Genomic DNA, 20,028 nt, shown 5'->3' on the forward strand with positions numbered 1-20,028 from the left:
AATTCGGCCGCAGGTTGCCCGCCTCTTGCATGCATCTCGAATTAGCTGCGAGCCTTTCAAACGACTTTGAAAGGCTCGCATACCGAATAAATGGGATCGGCTTTACGGAATTTCCCAGATGAAGCGTCTCTAGTCACGACCCCTCAATTTCAGCACATACTGATAAATTTCTCTTCATAATATTGAATTTTTTTAATTCCATTCACCGAACTTCATTCGTTTCCGGCGCAACCGGAAACGCCCCCCGGATCTGTTCATAAGCCACCCCCAGCGCCAGAAGCCGCGCATCCGACCACGCAGCCCCCACCAGAGATAACCCTACCGGCAGACCTTTCGCCGTACCGGGCTGCGGCGCCAGCCCCATGGGCACGGTCAGATGCGGATATCCTGAGACGGCGGCGAGATGCGTCGCCGAGCCGGTTCCATCTCCGGGAGGATCGGCCTCCTCCAGATCAATCGGCCAGGCGACGCGGGTCGTGGGCGCGAGCAACGCCTCGACATGGGCGGCGGACAGCATGGCGTCAATGCCTTCGGCGCCCGCAAGGCGACGGGCGTCCAGCAGGGAGACGCGATAGGCGTCGTCTTCATTCGCCGTCAGCGATTTTTCGAAAGAATCCTGCCCGAAATAGGGCATTTCTTCGCCAACGTGCGCCTTGTTGAAGCTTATCAGATCCGCAAGGGAACGACTGGAGACGGATGCTGGCGCATGCGCCAGATACGTATCTATCGCAGCGTGAAACTCCGAATGGAGGACGACACTTTCCTTCTTCCGCAAATCCGTCAGGTCTATCGCCTTGATCTCGACCAGAACCGCGCCCGCCGCGCGCAGGCGTTCGAGCGCCTGCTCGAACAACGCAGCGACGCGCGGGTCGCTGCCCACGGCGAAATGCAGCACTCCGAGCCGCACACCCTGCAACATTCGCCGATCCGCCGCCGCATTGACGGCGTCGACGTACCTCCCCCCCCGTGACTCAGCATCGTGCGTCACGCTGTCCGCCGGGTCGGAACCGGCGATTACATCGAGCAGCAGCGCGGCGTCCGCCACCGTGTGCGCGATCGGCCCAGGCGTGTCCTGACTCGGCGCCAGAGGCACGACGCCCCTGCGCGAGACCAGCCCAAGAGTCGGTTTCAGCCCGACCAGACCATTCAACGCCGCCGGACAGGTGACGGAACCATCCGTTTCCGTGCCGATCGCAGCAGGGACGATGCCCTCAGCCACGGCGACGGCGCTGCCGGAGCTTGATCCGCAGGCCGAACGATTGCGATCGAATGCGTTGCGCGTAAGGCCGCCGGCCCCGCTCCAGCCACTGATTGAATCTCCGGAGCGGAAATTCGCCCATTCGGACAGATTGGTCTTACCAAGGAGCACCGCTCCGGCTGCGCGCAGTTTCGCAGCCACCGTCGAATCCCGTTGCGACACATTCGCTGCAAGCGCCAGAGATCCCGCTGTCGTGGGCAACGCCCCCTGCGTTTCAATATTGTCTTTGAGCAGAACAGGAACGCCGTCCAGCGCCCCTTTCAGATGCCCGTCTCGCCTTCGTCGGTCCGAAGCCGCCGCCTGCTCCTGCGCCGTGGGGTCAAGCGCCAGAACAGCATGCAGCCCGTATCGGTCGCGCCGTAGAGGATCGTCACGCATCGCCACGCGTGTCCAGGCGCAGGCTGTCAGGGACGCAGAGGTCGCTGTCCCCGCCTCAAGCGCATGCACACTGGCGCCCACCGTAAGCGGCAGGGCGCAATCGCCGCCCGAGGCCGCCCCGTCCAGAACCGAACGCGACGCAGGGGCGGCGCAAGACGCCAGAACAAACACGCAGGCTACGTGGACGGCTTTCGTGGCGCAACCAGCGGGGCGAACTTTCCAAACCTGCCGCATCCACCAAGCGCGGGTCAGTCGAATGTCCACGTCGCTGTTCATCCACGTCCCCCGCTGTCGTCGCCGTGCAAAACAGTCTATCACGGACAAGCAACGATCAAAGAATACCGATCGCGCGAGAAAATATCGCGACACCTGTCGCCTACTGCCTGAGGCCCCCGCCCGCTATGCCGCACCTTCCCCGCCCCTCACACACACGCCGTTCATGGCTCCACGCCGCTCTCTGCGCCACGACCTTCGCCCTATCCAGCGCACCGGCCCTTGCTGGCGACTACGCCATTCATGCGGGCGCGCTTCTGGACGGGCACGGCGGCCTCCCCCGCCATACGGTGACGATCATCGTGCATGACGACCGGATCAAGTCCGTAACACCCGGCTTCTCCGCGCCCAAAGGCCTGCGCGTCATCGACCTGTCGGACGAAACGGTGATGCCGGGCTTCATCGACTGCCATATCCATGTCAGCGAAAAACTGCCCGGTCGCGCCAACGCGACGGAAGACGAAGTGACCCATACGCCGCTCGATCGAGGCTTCGAGGGCGCGCACTACATGCAGGCGATGCTGCAACAGGGCTTCACCGGCGGACGCGACCTCGGCGGCGGCCCGGAGACCGTCGCCCTGCGCGACGCCATCAACGCCGGATGGGTCCCCGGTCCACGCCTTCTGGTGGCGCTGGAGCCGTTGAGTCCGACCGGCGGCCACGGCGACGAACGCAACAGCCTCGACCCGCAGATCAATGATCCGGCGTGGGCTCTGGGCATCGTGGATTCCCCGGACGAAGGCCGCTTCCGCGTTCGCGAGCACAAGCGGCGTGGAGCGGACGTCATCAAGATCATGCCGTCAGGCGGCATCGGATCGTCGGGGGACGATCCCAACCTGCAATTGATGACGAACGAGGAAATGACGTCGATTATCGAGACGGCCCACAGCCTCGGCCTGAAAGTCGCCGCGCATATCTATGCCGACAAGGCGATCCGCGCCGCCGTCGAAGCAGGGGTGGATTCCGTGGAACACGGGTCTTTCGCCGCGCCGGATACGCTGCAACTGATGAAGAACAAGGGCGTATGGCTGTCGCCGACCCTGAGCGTGTATGAAATTTTCTACAATGCAGCGCTTCATCATCCCGAACTGCTGCCTCCGGGAAGCGCGGAAAAGGAACTCGCCAACGACGCCAGGCCGAAGAAGAACTTCGCTATTGCCGCAAAAATCGGCGTCAAGGTCGCCTACAGCACCGACCTCGGCGAAGGCGATCACGCCATGGAGTTCGGGCTTCTGGTCGCCAACGGGTTGACGCCTTCACAGGCTATCGTCTCGGCGACTGGCGGCGCAGCAGAGTTGCTGGGCGTGTCCGACAAGATGGGCTCAGTAGCCGAGGGACGGTATGCCGACATCGTCGCCGTCAAGGGCGACCCGTTGCGGGAGCCTCAGCTTCTCGACCATGTGGATTTCGTGATGAAGGGCGGGGATGTTTACCGGAACGATGGCCGTCCGACGTTGCCGGAGGCTTACTGAGTGGCACTGAGTAAGAACAGCGACGACTGGGGCGAGCTAAATGCAGCTTGTTTTGATCTTCGCTCCTGCCCTCCCGCCTCAAGACTTAGGCCCCTCTAAAGCCAACGTGGATTGTGGCCTGATCACTCGTCCCTTGCTCACGATCTAATAATCAAGACAATGAGCTTTCTGACGGAGTCTACATATCGTGCTTTACTGCATTCTAGACGACGATTCAGCCGATGTTTACGATGCAAAGATCGAATTGGACGACACTAGTATTTTATTACACAGCCGAGGCGGCGCAACAGGGGGACGGCCTCCTCGCAATACAGACTACGAAAAGGCGCTAAAAATCATAATCAAACGTTTGCGCATGGACGAAGCCCCCAATCGACCGATCATTGCTCGCATTTTACTTGATAGTCAGCCTGCGCGAAAAAAAACTGCTAAAGAACGAATTCTCGCTGAGACCAACGAGCTGACAGGGCTTACTGACGACCAAATCGTAACGTTGGTTAGGTCTAGAGCCAAAAACTGGGGACGAGTGCCGGAAGCATCAGGCGGCAACTCGACGAAAGCACTACGAATCGAAACGCATGACAGATCGCATGCGAGTATCTATTCACTGCTCCAACTCACGAACTGGAGAATTAGGTCAAATATTAATAGATTGACTGTTCACCAACAAGCCAAAGTCACCACATTACATATTGACCGTGCAATCAAGAAATTATGTTCTGGAACAGATGCTCACAATTTCAGAGACTCACAGGACTATGACATTCTTCTAGGCGACGGAACTCGGCTTGCCCCAACGAAAGTTTTCGGCTTGGCTTTAGAAGAGGCGCTCGGGATTGAGGCATTTCCAGAGCATTTCACTGCTGGGTGGAGCCAACCCAGCTTTCAGGCAATCAAAGATGCCGGATACTCTATCGTTCCAAAAAATGAGCCCAACCTTACCCCTGAGGAAATTACTCAAGCAGAGACACTTTTATCTTCTACAGGCGACCTCTCTGGGTCGCGAGAGGGGACCGTGAAGCTTGTCATGCACATGCGCAAGGAACGAGACCCGAGCCTTTCTTATAGAAAAAAAACTGCTTTCATTGCGAAACATGGCTTCCTATTCTGTGAACGATGCTCGTTGAATCCCACCGATTGCTACGGAAAAGAGGTCGCCTCTGCCTGCATAGAAGTGCACCATGCTAAAGTTCAGGTGAAAGACATGCAAGAAGATCACATGACGCTACTTGAGGATTTGCAGTGTCTATGCGCGAATTGCCATCGTGTGACGCACCGCGAGTTGATCGTCGCACCAAGCGAGATCAAGAAAGGCAATCGTTCCTGATAATGTCGACCATATCTCAATATTATTCATATATTAATATAAATTATCAAATATTTTAAACTTCGGGGGCGGACCGTCACCAGCCCGCCCTCAGTTAATCAAGCCGAAATCGCCTCACGTTCCGGGATCGGGAAACCGATGACCCGGGCGTAATCCTTCGGCACAATCTGCCAGAATTTCGGCAGAGTATGCCGCCACTTATGCAGAAGCATCTCGGCGTAGCTCGAATGCGTCTCCCGCGCGTGGGTCTCGACCAGATCGCGCAGCGTCTTTTCCCACTTCGGATCGGACACGCGCTGCCAGAACACATTGTCCGGGTTGATTTTCTGCTCGAAGCTATCGTCTGCGTCGTAGACGAACGCCATGCCGCCGGTGAAGCCCGCGCCGAAATTGTCGCCGGTTTCACCAAGGATGACGACCGTTCCGCCCGTCATGTATTCGCAGGCGTTCGACCCGCAGCCTTCCACCACCGCAACGGCGCCGGAGTTACGAACGGCGAACCGCTCGCCCGCCAGACCTGCCGCATACAGCGCACCCGCGGTCGCGCCATACAGGACGGTATTGCCGATGATGGCGTTGGTGTTGGACGCCAGCGCGGACGACGCAGGCGGACGAACAACGATCGTGGCGCCGGACAGGCCCTTGCCGACATAGTCATTGGCGTCGCCAAGAACTTCCAGCTTCAGGCCCTGCACCGCGAACGCGCCCAGCGACTGTCCGGCCGAACCGCGCAGACGCACGGTCAGATGACCCGGCGCCAGCGTGCTCATGCCGTACTGCCGCACGATCAGCGAGGAGATGCGCGTGCCGATAGCGCGCAACGTGTTCTGCACGTTGTAGTGCAGTTGCATCTTCTCCCCGTGCTCGAACAGCGGTTTCGCGTCCGCGATCATCTGCGCATCGAGCGTGTCTGGCACCTCGTTGCGGCCTTCGAGCGTGCAATAGCGCGCCTCCGGCCCCGGATCGGCCTGAACCAGAAGCGGGTTCAGGTCGAGGTCGTCGAGATAATCCGCGCCGCGCGACACCTGATGCAGAAGGTCGGTGCGCCCGACGATCTCGTTCAGCGTGCGGAAACCCAGCGACGCCAGAATGTTCCTGACGTCTTCTGCAATGAACGAGAACAGGTTGATGACCTTCTCGGGCGTGCCCTCGAATTTCGCGCGCATCGCCGGGTCCTGCGAACACACGCCCACCGGACAGGTGTTCGAGTGACACTGGCGCACCATGATGCAACCCATCGCGACAAGGCTCGCCGTGCCGATGCCGAACTCTTCCGCGCCCAGCATGGCGGCGATGACGACGTCACGGCCGGTCTTGATGCCGCCGTCCGTCCGCAGCGTCACGCGGTGGCGCAGGCGGTTCAGCATCAGCACCTGATGCGCTTCCGCGAGCCCCAGCTCCCAGGGAAGTCCGACATATTTGACCGAGCTTTGCGGACTCGCGCCCGTGCCGCCCGAATGGCCGGAGATCAGGATCGCGTCGGCTTTCGCCTTGGCGACGCCCGCCGCGATCGTGCCGATGCCCGAACGTGCGACCAGCTTCACCGTCACGCGCGCTTCGGGATTGATCTGCTTGAGATCGTAAATGAGCTGCGCCAGATCTTCGATCGAGTAGATATCATGATGCGGCGGCGGGGAGATCAGGGTCACGCCCGGCGTCGCGTGACGCAGCTTCGCGATCAGCTCCGTGACCTTGAAGCCCGGAAGCTGCCCGCCCTCGCCCGGCTTGGCGCCCTGTGCGACCTTGATCTCGATCTCGCGGCAGTCGTTCAGATACTGGGCCGTAACGCCGAAACGTCCTGACGCGACCTGCTTGATCGCCGAGGATGCGTTGTCGCCGTTCGGACGCGGCTTGGCGCGTGCAGGATCTTCGCCGCCCTCGCCAGAGTCCGACTTCGCGCCGATGCGGTTCATCGCGATCGACAACGTCTCGTGCGCTTCCGGGCTGAGCGCGCCCAGAGAAATCGCAGGCGCGATCAGGCGCTTGCGCAACTGCGTGATGCTCTCGACCTCCTCGACCGGGATGGCCTGACGACCCGGACGGAAATCCAGAAGATCGCGCAACGCAACCGGCTTCTGACGATGCACGGCGTCGGCGTAACGCTTGTAGATCGTAAAGCTGTCGCTAGCGACAGCGGTTTGCAGCATATGAATCAGACCGCCGTCAAAAGCGTGGACCTCTCCGCTGCGGCGCATTTTGTAGAGACCGCCGACCGACAGAACACTGTCGCCCATGCCCCACGCTTCCTCATGGAAGGTAAGCACGTTGCGCGCGATGCCCGGCAGGCCGATGCCGGAAATGCGCGAGGGCATGCCGGGGAAGAACTCGGCTGTCAGGGCGCGGGACAGCCCCACGGCCTCAAAGTTGCAACCGCCGCGATAGGCCGCCGTGATCGAAATGCCCATCTTGGACATGATCTTGAGCAGACCCTTGTCCACCGCCTTGCGATAACGCTCGACGGCTTCGCGCAACGACATGTCGCCGAACAGGCCGCGCCGCAGACGATCCGCGATGCTTTCCTGCGCCAGATACGGATTCACGGTCGTCGCGCCGACGCCGATGGTTACGGCGATGGCGTGCACGTCCAGCACATCGGCGGCACGCACGTTCAGCGACGTGAACGTGCGGAGCGAATGGCGGACGAGATGCGTATGCACCGCCGCCGTCGCGAGAATCGCCGGAATGGCCGCGCGTTCGGACGACTGCGCCTCATCCGTCAGGAAGACGTGGCTGCACCCTTCGCGGACGCGATCCTCGGCTTCGCTGCGGATGCGCGCGATGGCTTCGCGCAGGCCGTTCTCGCCGTCCGCGACAGGGAATGTCGTGTCGATCGAACCGCCGTCCGCGCCGCAGAAATTACGGAGCGCCTCGAACTCGCCATTGGTCAGAACCGGGCTGGGCAGTTGCAGCAGATCGCACTGCTCCTCGCTCTGCGCGAGAATGTTGCCGAGATTGCCCAGACGCGTGACGAGGCTCATCACCCGCGATTCACGCAGGGAGTCGATGGGCGGATTGGTGACCTGGCTGAAGCCCTGACGGAAATAATGCGACAGGCCGCGATACCGCTCCGACAGAACCGCAAGCGGCGTGTCGTCGCCCATCGAGCCCACGGCTTCCGCTGCGGTCTCGACCATCGGTTGCAGGATCACCTCCAGCTCTTCGAGCGTCGTGCCGACGGAAAGCTGGCGGCGGCGCAGTTCCTCGACGCCGAACATGACCGGTTCGGTCACGTCGTTACGAACGATGGAGCCGATCTTCTGGATCTTACCAACCCACTTGGAAAAATTCTGACGTGACGAAAGAAGATCAAGAAGCTCCTCGTTACCGTAGAGCTTCGCCTCGTCCAGATCGACGCCGATCGTCTCTCCCGGGCCAAGACGACCCCGACTGACGATCTCGGCGGCCGGAACCTTCACCATGCCGGTTTCGGAACCGACGATCAGCAGACCGGCTGCGGTCAGCGTGTAGCGCAGCGGGCGCAGGCCTGAGCGATCAAGCCCCGCGATAACCCAGCGTCCATCCGTGGCGCACAGCGCCGCCGGACCGTCCCACGGCTCCATGACGGCGTTGCAGTACGAAAACATGTCGCGATGCTCGGCCTTCATCGACGAATGCGCGCCGACGCTCGCGGGCACCAGCAGCGTCTTCGCCGCGGGCGCGTCGCGCCCGGCGTGGGTCAGCAGTTCGAACACGTTGTCCAGCGTGGCCGTGTCGGACCCGCCCACCTGCACGACCGGCTTGATGTCGGACATGAAGGGATCGAGTTCCGGATCGGCCAGCCGTGTTTCGTGGCTGCGCATCCAGTTGATGTTGCCGGAAATCGTGTTGATTTCGCCGTTATGGGCGATCCGGCGGAACGGCTGCGCGAGCTTCCAGGTCGGGAACGTGTTGGTCGAATACCGCTGGTGATAGATCACGAAGCGGCTGACGAAACGTTCGTCCAGCAGATCCGGGTAGAAGTCCGTGATGTGCTCGGCAAGGAACATGCCCTTGTAGATCAGAGAACGGCACGACAGCGAACACATGTAGAGATCGACCTGGTTCGCAATCGCCGCCTTCTCGATCCGGCGCCGGATTACATACAGATCGCGTTCGAAACGCGCCTCATCATGGCCCGGCAGATTGCGGATCATGATCTGCTCGATCTCGGGACGCGTGGCGTTGGCTTTTTCGCCAATGCACGCGGTGTCGATCGGCACCTGCCGCCAGCCATAGATGGCGTAGCCGAAATCAAGAATCTCGGTTTCGATGATCTGGCGGCAGCGCTCCTGCGCCGTCAGGTCGGTCTTGGGCAGGAACACCTGACCAACCGCGATGCGCGTGCCGGGAGCCAGCGTCTCGCCATTCGCCTTGATGGCCGCAGCAAAGAAATCCTGTGGGATTTCCACATGGATTCCGGCGCCGTCACCGGTTTTTCCGTCAGCGTCGACGGCGCCGCGATGCCAGATGGCCTTCAGCGCCTCGATACCAGCCTGAACGACGTCGCGACGCGCCTTGCCGTCCAGCGCCGCAACCAGACCGACGCCGCAGGAATCGCGCTCGTCCGTCGGGTCATACAGGCCGCTCTGGAGCGTCTCCGCATTCCGCCGCCACGCTTCTACAAAGGTATCCCCGCTCTCAAGGGCGGAACCGAAACCGGAATTCTGGTCCATGTCGTCTTACTCCGCCGCCAGAGGGGCCGACGCCCGCTCTTTGATCCATTTGTGAATTTGGGTCGCCGCGTCGCGACCATCGCGAATGGCCCAGACCACAAGGCTGGCGCCGCGCACGATGTCACCCGCTGCGAACACGCCCGGCAGACTGGTCTCGAAGCGTTCCCGGTCGACCTTGAGCGTGCCCCAGCGCGAAACTTCGAGGTCCTCTGCGTCCCATTGCTCAGGCAGAGGTTCCGGGTCGAAGCCCAACGCCTTGATGACCATGTCGGCCTTGACCGTGAACAGGCCGTCCGGCTCCGCTTCGATCGACTGGCGCCCGGTTCCGTCCGGCAGGCCTAAGCGCATGCGCTGCGCGCGCACGCCGGTCACCGTATGGTCGCCAAGGAAGGCCTCCGGCGCCGCGAGCCACACGAACTCGACGCCCTCTTCCTCCGCGTTCTTCACCTCGCGGACCGAACCGGGCATGTTCGCCCGGTCGCGGCGATAGAGGCATTTGACCGAACGCGCGCCCTGACGAACAGCCGTGCGGACGCAATCCATGGCTGTATCGCCACCGCCGATGACGACGACGTCCTTACCGGCCGCATCCAGCTCGCCTTCCGGCAGCGCGTCGCCCAGAGAACGACGGTTGGAGGCCGTAAGGTAATCGAGCGCCGGCACGATGCCCGCGAGGCCCGAACCCGGCCCGCCGATGTCGCGAGACTTGTAGACGCCGGTCGCGATCAGGACCGCGTCATGACGCTCCCGCAACTGGCCGAGCGACACCTCGCCCGAACCGGCGCCAATCGCCTGATTGAGATGGAAGACCACGCCCTGCTCTTCAAGGAGCTTCTGTCGACGCGCGACGATATGTTTTTCCAGCTTGAAGCCGGGAATGCCGTAAATCAGCAGACCACCGACGCGGTCATGGCGATCATACACATGCACCGTATGCCCTGCTGCACGCAGCCGCTCGGCGGCGGCGAGGCCCGCAGGGCCTGCGCCGACGACGCCTACGGACGTGCCGAGTTCGCGCACCGGAAGCGCCGGTTTCACCCATCCCTGCTCGAACGCCGTGTCGGTGACGAAGCGTTCGACCGCGCCGATCGTGACACTTTCGAAGCCTTTCTCGATTACGCAGTTGCCTTCGCACAACCTGTCCTGCGGGCAGATGCGGCCGCAAATCTCGGGAAAGGTGTTGGTCGCCGACGACACCGCGTAGGCTTCCTCAAGGCGTCCCTCGGCGGTCAGCATCAACCAGTCGGGAATATTGTTCCCCAGCGGGCAATGGACCGAACAGAACGGCACGCCGCATTGCGAGCAACGGCTCGCCTGCCGCTCCGCTTCGGAACGGGCGAAATCGACGTAAATCTCGTCAAAATCCTTGAGCCGCGCGTCCGCCGTACGCTTGTCCGGCTGCGCCTGTGGTACCGAGACGAACGAAAGCATTGGAGCGGACATGGTGCTCAATTCCTTTATCGCCGGATTGAATCCGGCGCATGACATGTCTGAAGCGGGACGCTGGACTTAACTCAAGTTCCAGACAGACAAAAGGCAGCAACGCTGACCTTTTAAGCAAAAACAACAGCAGCGCCATCGGCGACCGCATGCCGCGCGGGGAACAAAAGGCCTCAAATCGGACCAAATTAATTACAAGCGATTGTTTTGTATATTTTTTATGAAGCATCTCTAAAACGCGCCATGTATTGCGGCGCCACAAGACCAAGCGGCGTCGGAGTAATTCCAAACGCCTCCAGTCCGGGCTCAACGCCCGTTACGACATTATCGACTGACAACATCCTGAGTTGATCACGCGTCAGCATCTGTCCGGGCAACCGCTCCAGCACGGCCGCCTGAAGCTCAGCGATTCCGTCAGACACTGCGAAGACTACCTTCCTCCGACCGGTCATTTCGAGCACTTTTCGCCCGATTTCGATCATCGAAAGGACCTCCGGGCCGCCCAACTCATAAACACGCGCCGCTCCGGAGCGGCTGAGCGGCCTCGGCACCCCCGCCCCTACGTCGCCCAAAGCAGCGATAGCGCGCCTGATCGCTTCAGCGACGTCAGCCACGTAGACGGGCTGCAACCGTGTCCGCGCGCTATAAACGGGCAACGCCAGCGGCACATACCGAGCAAGCGCTCCCATAAGGTTGAAGAACCCGTCTTCCGGCCCGAACAGCACGGAGGCGCGCAAAATCGTCGCATCGGGAAAATGCTGCTGGACCTCCGCCTCGCCCGCCCCGCGACTACGCCCGTAGGCGGACGGGCTGGAGACCGACGCGCCGAGCGCCGACATATGAATGAAGGACGCCACCCCTTCTGCGAAGGCCAGCCGGGCCACACGCCCCGCGCCGACGACATTGACGGCTTCCAGCGCCCTGCCCCCAAGCACTGCCGCCAGATTAATGACAGTCGACGCGCCACGCAGCGCCGTCGCGACGGCGCTCTCGTCCTGTACCGGCGCATAGAACGGAGCGATCTGCCCAACGTCGCCAAGTGACCGCAGTCGCTCGGCCAGATCCGTGCGACGGCAAGCGATGCGCACGACAAACCCGTCCTGTGCGAGTTTCCGGACCACATAGGCGCCAAGAAATCCGGAACCGCCGAATACGGTTGCGATACGCTGACCAAGCTCCATCATTCATCCCCCGACAAAGCACTTGCGACACGAACGCGCAGCGCCCTGCGGCGACTGAAAAGAGGCTATGAAAATCAGGGGCGAACAAGAAATTTCCGCCAGAAGGCGTTACGGCAGGCGACTTTCAGACCGTCAGCCATCTTCGAACCTGCCGCGCAATGACACGGGACGACGAGGCGCCCCCACGTCACGATGAGGGGAAACGTTCCATATGGGACAACGCCCGCACAGACGTAACGACGCAAACAGACCTGTAACCGACGGATCGACCGTCACTCCATACCACCTCCACGCGGCAACGTGATGACCGCGGCAAGACCGCCAAGCCCGGAGCGCCGAAGCTCCAGTGAGCCTCCATGAAGCTCACACAGCTCTCGACTGATCGACAGACCAAAGCCATATCCGGCCTCAGTCTCGTCCAGACGCCTGCCTTCCTGCATTGCTTGCAGCATCTCCGCCTCACCCAGTCCGTCGCCGTCGTCTTCGATCAGGATCTGCGCCAGACGCCCACCGCGAGGAGCGGAAATCCGGACTCTTGAGCGTGCATGTCGCCAGGCGTTGTCGAGCAGGTTGCCGAGCATCTCATCGAGATCCTGCCCGTCGCAACGCACCAACAGGTCATCAGGAATACTCTGTTCGATATCAAGGCTACGCTCGGCATGAAGACGCCTCAGAGCCGAGACGAGATCCTCGATATGAGGCACCACGATCTCCACCGGGTGCGCGGCGGTCCCGGCCGACGTCGCTCGCGCGCGGCCGAGATGTCGCCGGATCTGGCTTTCCATCCGCTCAACAAGTGCGGCCAGCCGCCCGTCGGCGTCGCACGCGGACTCCGCGAGATCGAGTTTCAGCGCGGCGAGCGGCGTCTTCAGGCCATGCGCCAGATTGGCGACATGCGTGCGGGCACGCGCCACAGCCTGCTCATTCGCCTGAATCAGCTCATTCAGTTCATCGACGAGCGGCAACAGCTCCGTCGGCTCGGACACGTGTATCTGCCTCAGCTTGCCCGCACGCACCTCCGCAACCATCGCCTGCAGACGCACCAGCGGGCCGAGCCCGACGCGCAATTGCGCAAACAGGGCGACGAGAAGACAAAACGCCATCCCCCCAAGACATACGAGCAACGGCGTCATCGCCCTGCGTAACGGCCGTTCGACGATCTCTCGTGGTCCGGCCACGATAATAACGGAACGACCGAGCGACGTTGGGACCGACGCCACACGGTAATGAAGTAGTCGACCGTCCCGCCCCCGCACATCCATCGGGCGGGGGAAAACGAGTTCGCCGCGCACCATTACTCCGTCTCGTCGGAAATGAGGCATACGCGGCGGGTGCTGGTTCGGTGGAGGCGGCGGAGGCGGGGGCATCGGCAGGTCCGCCCCATTCAGTGACGCCGAACGCGCGGCTCCCGCGTCGCCGATCACCTCCCACGCCCACCCCGATCCGGGGCGATTGAAGGGCGGCGCGTCCACGCGAAAGCCCGGATCGAGCGTTCCGTTTGCATCGACGGCCGACGCCAGAATCTCGATCTGCGCGTCCAGACGCTCGTCCATGTCGTGCAGAACGAGCCAGCCCAGCTCATGGCCTATGATGATCGAGGACAGACCGAAACCGACAAGCAGCGTCACACAGGTCGTGACCAGCAGACGACCGGTCAGCGAACGCGGCAGAACCTGCATCACGCGGGTCCGCCCGCAGTCAGTCGGTATCCGCGTCCGCGCAGGGTTTCGATCATCTCCGCGCCGATTTTACGTCGCAACCTGCCAATAATCACCTCGAGCGAATTGGAGTCGACCTCAGCGTCCCCTTCGTAAACCCGCTCCAGAAGATCGAGACGCTCCACGACCGCCTCCATACGCAGCATAAGGCAGGACAGCACGCGCCATTCCAGCGCGGTCAGACGCACGGGCATGCCATCTTTTTCGAAATGTCCGGTCTGCGCATCGAAACTCAGAGAGCCGCATGAGAGAACGCTGGTCGAATGCCCGGCTGCGCGACGCACCAGCGCGCGCAAACGCATAACCAGCTCCTCGATCCGAAAAGGCTTCACGAGATAGTCGTCGGCGCCCGCCTTGAACCCGCGCACCTTGTCAGACCATCCGTCCCGCGCCGTCAAAATCAGCACCGGCATGCGGCGCTGCGCAGCGCGCCACTGCTGCAGCACACTGACTCCGTCGAGCGTCGGCAACCCGATGTCGAGAACCGCAACGTCATACGTTTCGGTCTCGCCCAGATGCGCGCCGTCTTCCCCGTCCGCCGCCACGTCGACGGCAAAATTTTCTGCGCGAAGCGCCCGGGCGATGCGGTCAGACAGAGCTTCGTCATCTTCCAGCAACAGAACACGCATTACGACCTCCGAACGCCAGCGCCCTCATAGCAGCGCCACTGCGCTCCTACGCCGCGCAATCTGAACCAGACCTGAACGGCACGGTTCAGCGTGCGTCAGGAGCGCGCTGATAAACCTCCGTTCAACGACAACCTTGGAGTTTGACCATGTCGGTCGAAAAATCACGACGCTACCGGACCGCGGCCTCCGCCATTGGCCTGCTTCTGGTCGGAGGGATCATCGGAAACGGCGTGGCGTCATTTCGTCGCCCCGTGATCGAGACGGCGCCCATCGCCCCGGTCGCAATAAACAGGCTGCCGCAATCGCGCGGCCCCGTCACAGTCAAGGCTCGCGTGGCGGAAGTTTTCGGCCATGACGCCATTCTTGACGACGGCACGGGGCGCATTCTGGTTGAACTCGGCCATGGCCCGGACAGGGACGGTTTGCTGACGGTCGGTCGCACCCTCACGGCCCAAGGGCGATTCGGCCATGGCGTTCTGCACGCCAGGTTCGTGGTCGCCGAAAACGGCGATGTGGTCGAGGTCGAGCCGCCGCCACCGCCGCATCATCACCGCCACGGGCCGCCGGACGGCCGGGACGGATCGCCGCCGCCCGATGGGCCGAAGCCCCCGCCGCCTCCACCCGGCGCGGATCATGCGCAGCCGATTGCGCCGTCCACGCAGGACGTGGGGCAGACGCCGCACCAGTGAAGAGGCGCGCGAGGGCGTGTCGTCAGTTAACGTGACGGCGTCCGTTGTTCCGCGTCTTCCTTCATTAGCGGAAGATGCGGAATAACCAGCGATCACCCCTCCTCACTTACATCAGCAAAGACACGATTTTATTTAAATATTTATTATACTTATACTGCAAAAATCATAATAAAAAAGCACCGCAACACCCTCTAGGTACTTTCCCTCACATGTAGCGTGAACCCCAGATCGAGCCGGGCGGCCTCGGGTGTCCGGCCGCACATCAGGTCCAGCAGCATCTCGGCTGATTTCCTTCCGATCTCGTAGCGTGGCGTGGCGACGGTGCTCAGAGCTGGCACCGTCCAGGCTGAAGCCGGAAGATCGTTGAACCCCGCGATCGCAAGCTGCTGCGGCACCGCGATGCCCCGCCTCTGACAATGAAACAGCGCGCCTTGCGCCAGGTCGTCATTGCAGAAGAACACCGCTTCAATATCCGGGCGCTCCGCCAGAACGCGGTCCAGAAGCGCGGCGCCAAGGGCTACCGAAGACCGATCCGGCACCAGCAGTTCGTAGGGGGCGTCCAACCCGACTTCCTTAAGCGCGCGCCGGAATCCGGCCCCGCGCGCCAGGGTCCGCGGGTCCAGTTGCGCCGCCACAAAACCGGTTCGCCCATAGCCGCGTCCCGCAAAGTGCCGCGCGATGGCGGCGCCACCTTCGTCCTGCGAAAAGCCCACGGAATAGCTGCCCGCCTCACCACTCAGCTCCATCATTTGCACGACCGGCAACGCAGGGGTCTTCAGCAGATTCAACGTTCCCGGCAGATGGTCGATGCCGGTCAGCAGCACGCCATCCGGCCGGAACGCCAGCAATCCACGCAATTGCCGTTCCTCTTCCGCTGGAGCGTAGTTGGTCGTCGCCATGATGATTTGATAGCGCTCCTCCGACAGCACCGCGTCGATGCCGGCCAACATTTCCACAAACACCATATTGGTAATGGATGGGACCAGCACCGCGACATTCATGGACCGTGCGGAGGCCAGCGCGCTGGCCGCGCGGTCCGGCACGTAGCCCAGAGCCGCCGCTGCCTTCTCGATCCGCGCCCGCAGATCAGGACTCAACCGGGCGGACCCTCGAAACGCGCGGGAGACACTGATCATGCTGGTGCCGGCCGCCGCCGCCACGTCTTCGATCGTCACGCGGCCCTTGACGGGCATGCGTGGTTTCCGGCCGGCCATCGATCAGGTGTCCCTTCAGTTTCCGCTTTACAGACAAAATATGTTAGCGTTAACAATAAGCTCAAAATCAATAATCAAGGTACGAACAGCAGCTTCATAAGCAACAATCAAGAGAAGCTCCATAAACAACGTATCGGGGGAAGTATGGCCAGCCTTTCCGCGCAGGTCCCACGGCGCCGCTGGATTATCGGCGGGCTGCTCGGTGGGGGCGTGCTTGTCAATTATATCGATCGCATCAATCTCTCGGTCGCGGCGCCGCAGCTCATGGCGGAGTTCCACCTCACGCCCACTGATATCGGACTGCTTTTCAGCGCTTTCTTCTGGTCCTACGCGCTGCTGACGATCCCGGCCGGCATGATCCTCGACCGGTTCGGGGTCACATCGGTCGGGCGCTGGGGCGCGTTCCTGTGGTCCATTGCCTCTGCGGCGGTGGCGTTCGCCAGCGGGTTCGGCGGCATCTTCATGGCCCGCCTGCTGTTAGGCGCGGCCGAAGCGCCCTGCTTCCCCGCCAACGCGAAGGCCACGGGCTACTGGTTCCCACGTCAGGAGCGCTCTGTCGCGACCTCGCTCTTCGACGCAGCGGCGAAATTCGCCAATGTCATCGGCGTGCCCCTTGGCGCATTCGTAGTGGTGAATTTCGGTTGGCGTTGGGGTTTCGGCGTCACCGCCGCGCTGAGCTTCTCTTATTTCGTAGCATATTACTGCATCTATCGAGATCCGTCAGCGGACAAGAACCTCTCGCGCGAAGAGCACGCGTATATCCTCGACGGTGGCGCCACCCCGGAGGGCGAATCTGCGAGCAGCGCGGGCTCCATGCTGGTTTACCTGCTCCGCCAGCGGAAAGTCTGGGGCCTGAGCCTCGGCTTCGCAGCCTATGGCTACACCTTCTACCTCTTCCTCACGTGGCTGCCGGGTTATCTGGTGCAGGCGATGCACATGAGCATCCTTGAATCCGCCGGTTACGCCGCAATTCCGTGGGCCTGCGCCACAGTGTCGGACATCGTGTTCGGCGGCCTGCTGGTCGACCGCCTGATCGCGGCCGGGCATGACGAGACCAAAGTCCGCAAGACCGTGCTGGTTGTCGGGATGCTGTTCGGCCTCTCCGTGTTCAACGCCACACAAACCACCGATCCCCGCTGGGCGATCTTTTGGATATCGATCGCCCTGTCCGGTCTCGCGGCTTCGGCCCCCATCGGCTGGTCCATCCCCTCGCTCATCGCGCCAAAGGGCGGCACCGCCACCATTGGAGGAATCATGAACTTCCTCAACAATATGATGGGCGTCATCGCGCCGATCGTCACTGGGCTGATCGTCGGCGCCACCCATCATTTCGAGGCTGCGTTCCTCGTCGCTGGCGTGATGCTCCTGTTCGGTATCTTCTCCTATGTGGTCGTCCTGGGGCGGATCGAACCGATCCCGTCGCCCGCATGAGCGCGGTGCGCTTCATCGTCGTCATGGGAGTCTCAGGCTGTGGAAAATCCACGGTCGCGGCACTTCTGGCCGGACGATTGGGCTGGGAATTCATCGAGGGCGACGCCCTCCACCCTGCCGCAAATGTCGAGAAGATGCGTCTTGGCGTCCCGCTGGACGATACGGATCGCGCGCCCTGGCTCCAGAAAGTGGCCCGCACGATCCAGGATTGGCGGGCTGCGGACAAGACCGGCATCATCGCCTGCTCAGCTCTGCGCCGACGCTACCGCGAGACCATCGTCAGCGGGGCGGACGATGTGCGCTTCATCTACCTGCGCGGCAAGTCCCCGCTGATCGCGGAGCGTCTCGCCGCCAGACAGGGTCACTACATGCCCGTGAGCCTGCTGGAAAGCCAATTCGCCACGCTCGAAGAGCCCGACCCGGACGAGCCCGTCATCACGATCGACACGGGAGCGCCGGCTGGCGAGCTGGTGACCGAAGTGCTCGGCACATTGCATCTGGCGGCCTGACGGGCCGGCCAGGGGAGTCCATGAGATGATACATACCGTCCTGAACGAGGTCACCGCCCGGATCATCGAGCGAAGCCGCCCTTCGCGCGAGGCTTATCTGAGGCGCGTCTCCGACGCCGCGAGCAGCGGGCCCGTGCGTCAGGCCCTGGGTTGCGCCAATCAGGCGCACGCCTTCGCGGGGTGCGGCACGTCGGACAAGGAAAGACTCCGCGACGGGCCGGGGGCGAGCCTCGCCATCGTTACGGCCTACAACGACATGCTCTCCGCCCATCGCCCTTACGAGAGCTATCCGGAACTGATCCGCGAAACCGCGCGCGCGGCGGGTGGAGTGGCGATGGTGGCGGGCGGCGTGCCGGCGATGTGCGACGGGGTCACGCAGGGCGGGCCCGGAATGGAGCTGTCCCTGTTTTCCCGTGACGTGATTGCGTTGGCCACCGGCGTCGCCCTCTCCCACAATACGTTCGACGCCGCCTGCTTCCTCGGCATCTGCGACAAGATCGTACCGGGGCTGGTCATCGGGATGCTCGCCTTCGGACATCTGCCGTCGGTGTTGATCCCCGCCGGTCCCATGCCGTCCGGCCTGTCAAACCCAGAGAAAGCACGCATCCGCCAGCTCTACGCCGAAGGCAAGGCCACCCGCGCCGACCTGCTGAAGGCCGAAGGCGAAGCCTATCACGCCCCAGGCACCTGCACGTTCTACGGCACCGCCAACACCAACCAGATGCTGGTGGAAGTCATGGGCCTGCACGTGCCAGGCGCGGCCTTCGTCCAACCCGACACGCCCCTGCGCGAGGCGCTCACCCGTTTTGCCACACAGCGCGTCCTTTCCCTGACGGCGCTTGGCGATGAATATGCGCCTGTCGGGCGGATGCTCGACGAGCGCAGTTTCGTCAACGCCATCGTGGCGCTGCATGCCACCGGAGGCTCGACCAACCACACCATCCATCTGCTGCCCATGGCGGCGGCGGCTGGAATCATCCTGACCTGGCAGGATCTGGCGGATCTCGCCGCGATCACACCGCTGCTCTGTCGCATCTATCCCAACGGGCAGGCGGACGTGAACCATTTTCAGGCTGCTGGCGGCACGCCCTTCCTCATCCGCGAGCTACGCGACGCCGGGCTGCTGCATGCGGACGTGGAGACCGTGATGGGCCGAGGTCTGGACGCCTACGTGAAAGAACCCTTTCTCGATGACGGTGCGCTCGCCTGGCGCGACGCGCCGGCGGCGAGCGGCGAGGAGACGGTGCTGCGCCCGGCCTCCAGGCCCTTTCAGCCGACCGGCGGTCTGGCGCTGCTGAAGGGTAACCTCGGTCACGGCGTGGTGAAGACCTCCGCCGTCGCACCGGAGCGTCACGTCATCGAGGCTCCGTGCCGTGTGTTTGCTTCCCAAGAGGCCGTGCAGGCGGCCTTCAAGGCGGGCGAGTTGCACGGAGACATGGTGTTGGTCGTCCGCTTCCAGGGGCCGAAAGCCAATGGCATGCCGGAATTGCATAAGCTGATGCCGCCGCTGGGTGTCTTGCAGGACATGGGATTCAAGGTAGCGCTGGTCACGGACGGCCGCCTGTCCGGCGCGTCGGGCAAGGTGCTCTCCGCTATCCATGTTACGCCCGAGGCGCTCGAAGGAGGACCGCTGGCGAAGCTGAGGGACGGTGATATCGTCCGCGTCGACGCCGTCGAGGGCAGCCTCGACGTCCTGACGCCGCAAGCCGAATGGGACGCCCGGACCGAAAGCGTCGCGGATCTCACCTCTGGTCATTACGGTACCGGGCGGGAACTGTTCTCCCCGTTCCGTCATCTGGTCGGCCGCGCCGATCACGGCGCCAGCATCTTTGCATTTCATGAAGAACCGGCATGAGC

13 protein-coding genes are annotated in these 20,028 nt (G+C 62.4%); 6 read left to right on the forward strand and 7 right to left on the reverse strand.

Translation table 11 applies throughout. The annotated features are described in order from the left end of the window. Positions 1-202 precede the first annotated feature (202 nt). Positions 203-1,912, reverse strand: coding sequence for an amidase (locus J2D73_RS04920; protein ID WP_243429648.1), 1,710 nt, complete (start codon positions 1,910-1,912; stop codon positions 203-205). A 125-nt stretch (positions 1,913-2,037) separates the two neighbouring features. On the opposite strand from J2D73_RS04920, the gene J2D73_RS04925 reads away from it, so the two are divergent. Both J2D73_RS04925 and J2D73_RS04930 read left to right on the forward strand, forming a co-directional pair. Further along, on the forward strand, positions 2,038-3,381 hold the full coding sequence (locus tag J2D73_RS04925; protein ID WP_207879938.1) for a metal-dependent hydrolase family protein: 1,344 nt from the start codon (positions 2,038-2,040) through the stop codon (positions 3,379-3,381). Positions 3,382-3,568: 187 nt separating this feature from the next. Further along, positions 3,569-4,708 carry an HNH endonuclease gene (locus tag J2D73_RS04930; RefSeq protein ID WP_207879940.1) on the forward strand — a complete coding sequence of 380 codons (1,140 nt, stop codon included), beginning with the start codon at positions 3,569-3,571 and terminating at the stop codon, positions 4,706-4,708. A 98-nt stretch (positions 4,709-4,806) separates the two neighbouring features. On the opposite strand, the gene gltB is transcribed toward J2D73_RS04930, so the two are convergent. The 5 genes from gltB to J2D73_RS04955 form a co-directional block, all read right to left on the reverse strand. Next, positions 4,807-9,360 carry a glutamate synthase large subunit gene (gltB, locus tag J2D73_RS04935; protein WP_207879942.1) on the reverse strand — a complete coding sequence of 1,518 codons (4,554 nt, stop codon included), beginning with the start codon at positions 9,358-9,360 and terminating at the stop codon, positions 4,807-4,809. A 6-nt stretch (positions 9,361-9,366) separates the two neighbouring features. After that, positions 9,367-10,803 (reverse strand): NAD(P)-dependent oxidoreductase, encoded by a 1,437-nt coding sequence (locus J2D73_RS04940; protein ID WP_207879944.1) that lies wholly within the window; start codon positions 10,801-10,803, stop codon positions 9,367-9,369. 215 nt (positions 10,804-11,018) lie between these two features. Then, positions 11,019-11,984 carry a complex I NDUFA9 subunit family protein gene (locus J2D73_RS04945; RefSeq protein WP_243429649.1) on the reverse strand — a complete coding sequence of 322 codons (966 nt, stop codon included), beginning with the start codon at positions 11,982-11,984 and terminating at the stop codon, positions 11,019-11,021. A gap of 269 nt (positions 11,985-12,253) precedes the next feature. After that, a complete protein-coding gene (locus tag J2D73_RS04950; RefSeq protein WP_243429670.1) occupies positions 12,254-13,660 on the reverse strand; it encodes a sensor histidine kinase in 1,407 nt (468 codons plus the stop codon). Further along, positions 13,660-14,328, reverse strand: coding sequence for a response regulator (locus J2D73_RS04955; protein ID WP_207879948.1), 669 nt, complete (start codon positions 14,326-14,328; stop codon positions 13,660-13,662). Before J2D73_RS04955 ends, J2D73_RS04950 begins: the two co-directional genes overlap by 1 nt. 146 nt (positions 14,329-14,474) lie before the next feature. Between J2D73_RS04955 and J2D73_RS04960 the strand changes: the two genes are divergently transcribed. Next, positions 14,475-15,017 (forward strand): hypothetical protein, encoded by a 543-nt coding sequence (locus J2D73_RS04960; protein ID WP_207879950.1) that lies wholly within the window; start codon positions 14,475-14,477, stop codon positions 15,015-15,017. 191 nt (positions 15,018-15,208) lie between these two features. On the opposite strand, the gene gntR is transcribed toward J2D73_RS04960, so the two are convergent. Next, positions 15,209-16,210, reverse strand: a complete 1,002-nt coding sequence (gene gntR / locus J2D73_RS04965) for an HTH-type transcriptional regulator GntR (RefSeq protein WP_243429650.1) — start codon at positions 16,208-16,210, stop codon at positions 15,209-15,211. A gap of 165 nt (positions 16,211-16,375) precedes the next feature. Here gntR and J2D73_RS04970 point away from each other — a divergent pair, with 165 nt between their 5' ends. From J2D73_RS04970 to edd, 3 genes are read left to right on the forward strand one after another with little or no spacing between them, the layout of a single operon-like run. Next, complete coding sequence (locus J2D73_RS04970) at positions 16,376-17,662, forward strand: MFS transporter (RefSeq protein WP_207879954.1); 1,287 nt, start codon at positions 16,376-16,378, stop codon at positions 17,660-17,662. Continuing rightward, positions 17,659-18,171, forward strand: coding sequence for a gluconokinase (locus tag J2D73_RS04975; protein WP_243429651.1), 513 nt, complete (start codon positions 17,659-17,661; stop codon positions 18,169-18,171). Before J2D73_RS04970 ends, J2D73_RS04975 begins: the two co-directional genes overlap by 4 nt. Positions 18,172-18,196: 25 nt before the next feature. After that, positions 18,197-20,026, forward strand: coding sequence for a phosphogluconate dehydratase (gene edd / locus J2D73_RS04980; RefSeq protein ID WP_243429652.1), 1,830 nt, complete (start codon positions 18,197-18,199; stop codon positions 20,024-20,026). Positions 20,027-20,028: the final 2 nt, after the last annotated feature.

The sequence above is a fragment of the Acetobacter sacchari genome, from assembly GCF_017377715.1.
Lineage (GTDB): Bacteria > Pseudomonadota > Alphaproteobacteria > Acetobacterales > Acetobacteraceae > Acetobacter > Acetobacter sacchari.

Bases quoted from the DNA above. Each gene is read 5' to 3' on its own strand.
- J2D73_RS04920 (WP_243429648.1), bottom strand. From the start codon at position 1,912: ATGAACAGCGACGTGGACATTCGACTGACCCGCGCTTGGTGGATGCGG.
- J2D73_RS04925 (WP_207879938.1), top strand. From the start codon at position 2,038: ATGCCGCACCTTCCCCGCCCCTCACACACACGCCGTTCATGGCTCCAC.
- gltB (WP_207879942.1), bottom strand. From the start codon at position 9,360: ATGGACCAGAATTCCGGTTTCGGTTCCGCCCTTGAGAGCGGGGATACC.
- J2D73_RS04940 (WP_207879944.1), bottom strand. From the start codon at position 10,803: ATGTCCGCTCCAATGCTTTCGTTCGTCTCGGTACCACAGGCGCAGCCG.
- J2D73_RS04945 (WP_243429649.1), bottom strand. From the start codon at position 11,984: ATGATGGAGCTTGGTCAGCGTATCGCAACCGTATTCGGCGGTTCCGGA.
- J2D73_RS04950 (WP_243429670.1), bottom strand. From the start codon at position 13,660: ATGCAGGTTCTGCCGCGTTCGCTGACCGGTCGTCTGCTGGTCACGACC.
- J2D73_RS04955 (WP_207879948.1), bottom strand. From the start codon at position 14,328: ATGCGTGTTCTGTTGCTGGAAGATGACGAAGCTCTGTCTGACCGCATC.
- J2D73_RS04960 (WP_207879950.1), top strand. From the start codon at position 14,475: ATGTCGGTCGAAAAATCACGACGCTACCGGACCGCGGCCTCCGCCATT.
- gntR (WP_243429650.1), bottom strand. From the start codon at position 16,210: ATGCCCGTCAAGGGCCGCGTGACGATCGAAGACGTGGCGGCGGCGGCC.
- J2D73_RS04970 (WP_207879954.1), top strand. From the start codon at position 16,376: ATGGCCAGCCTTTCCGCGCAGGTCCCACGGCGCCGCTGGATTATCGGC.
- J2D73_RS04975 (WP_243429651.1), top strand. From the start codon at position 17,659: ATGAGCGCGGTGCGCTTCATCGTCGTCATGGGAGTCTCAGGCTGTGGA.
- edd (WP_243429652.1), top strand. From the start codon at position 18,197: ATGATACATACCGTCCTGAACGAGGTCACCGCCCGGATCATCGAGCGA.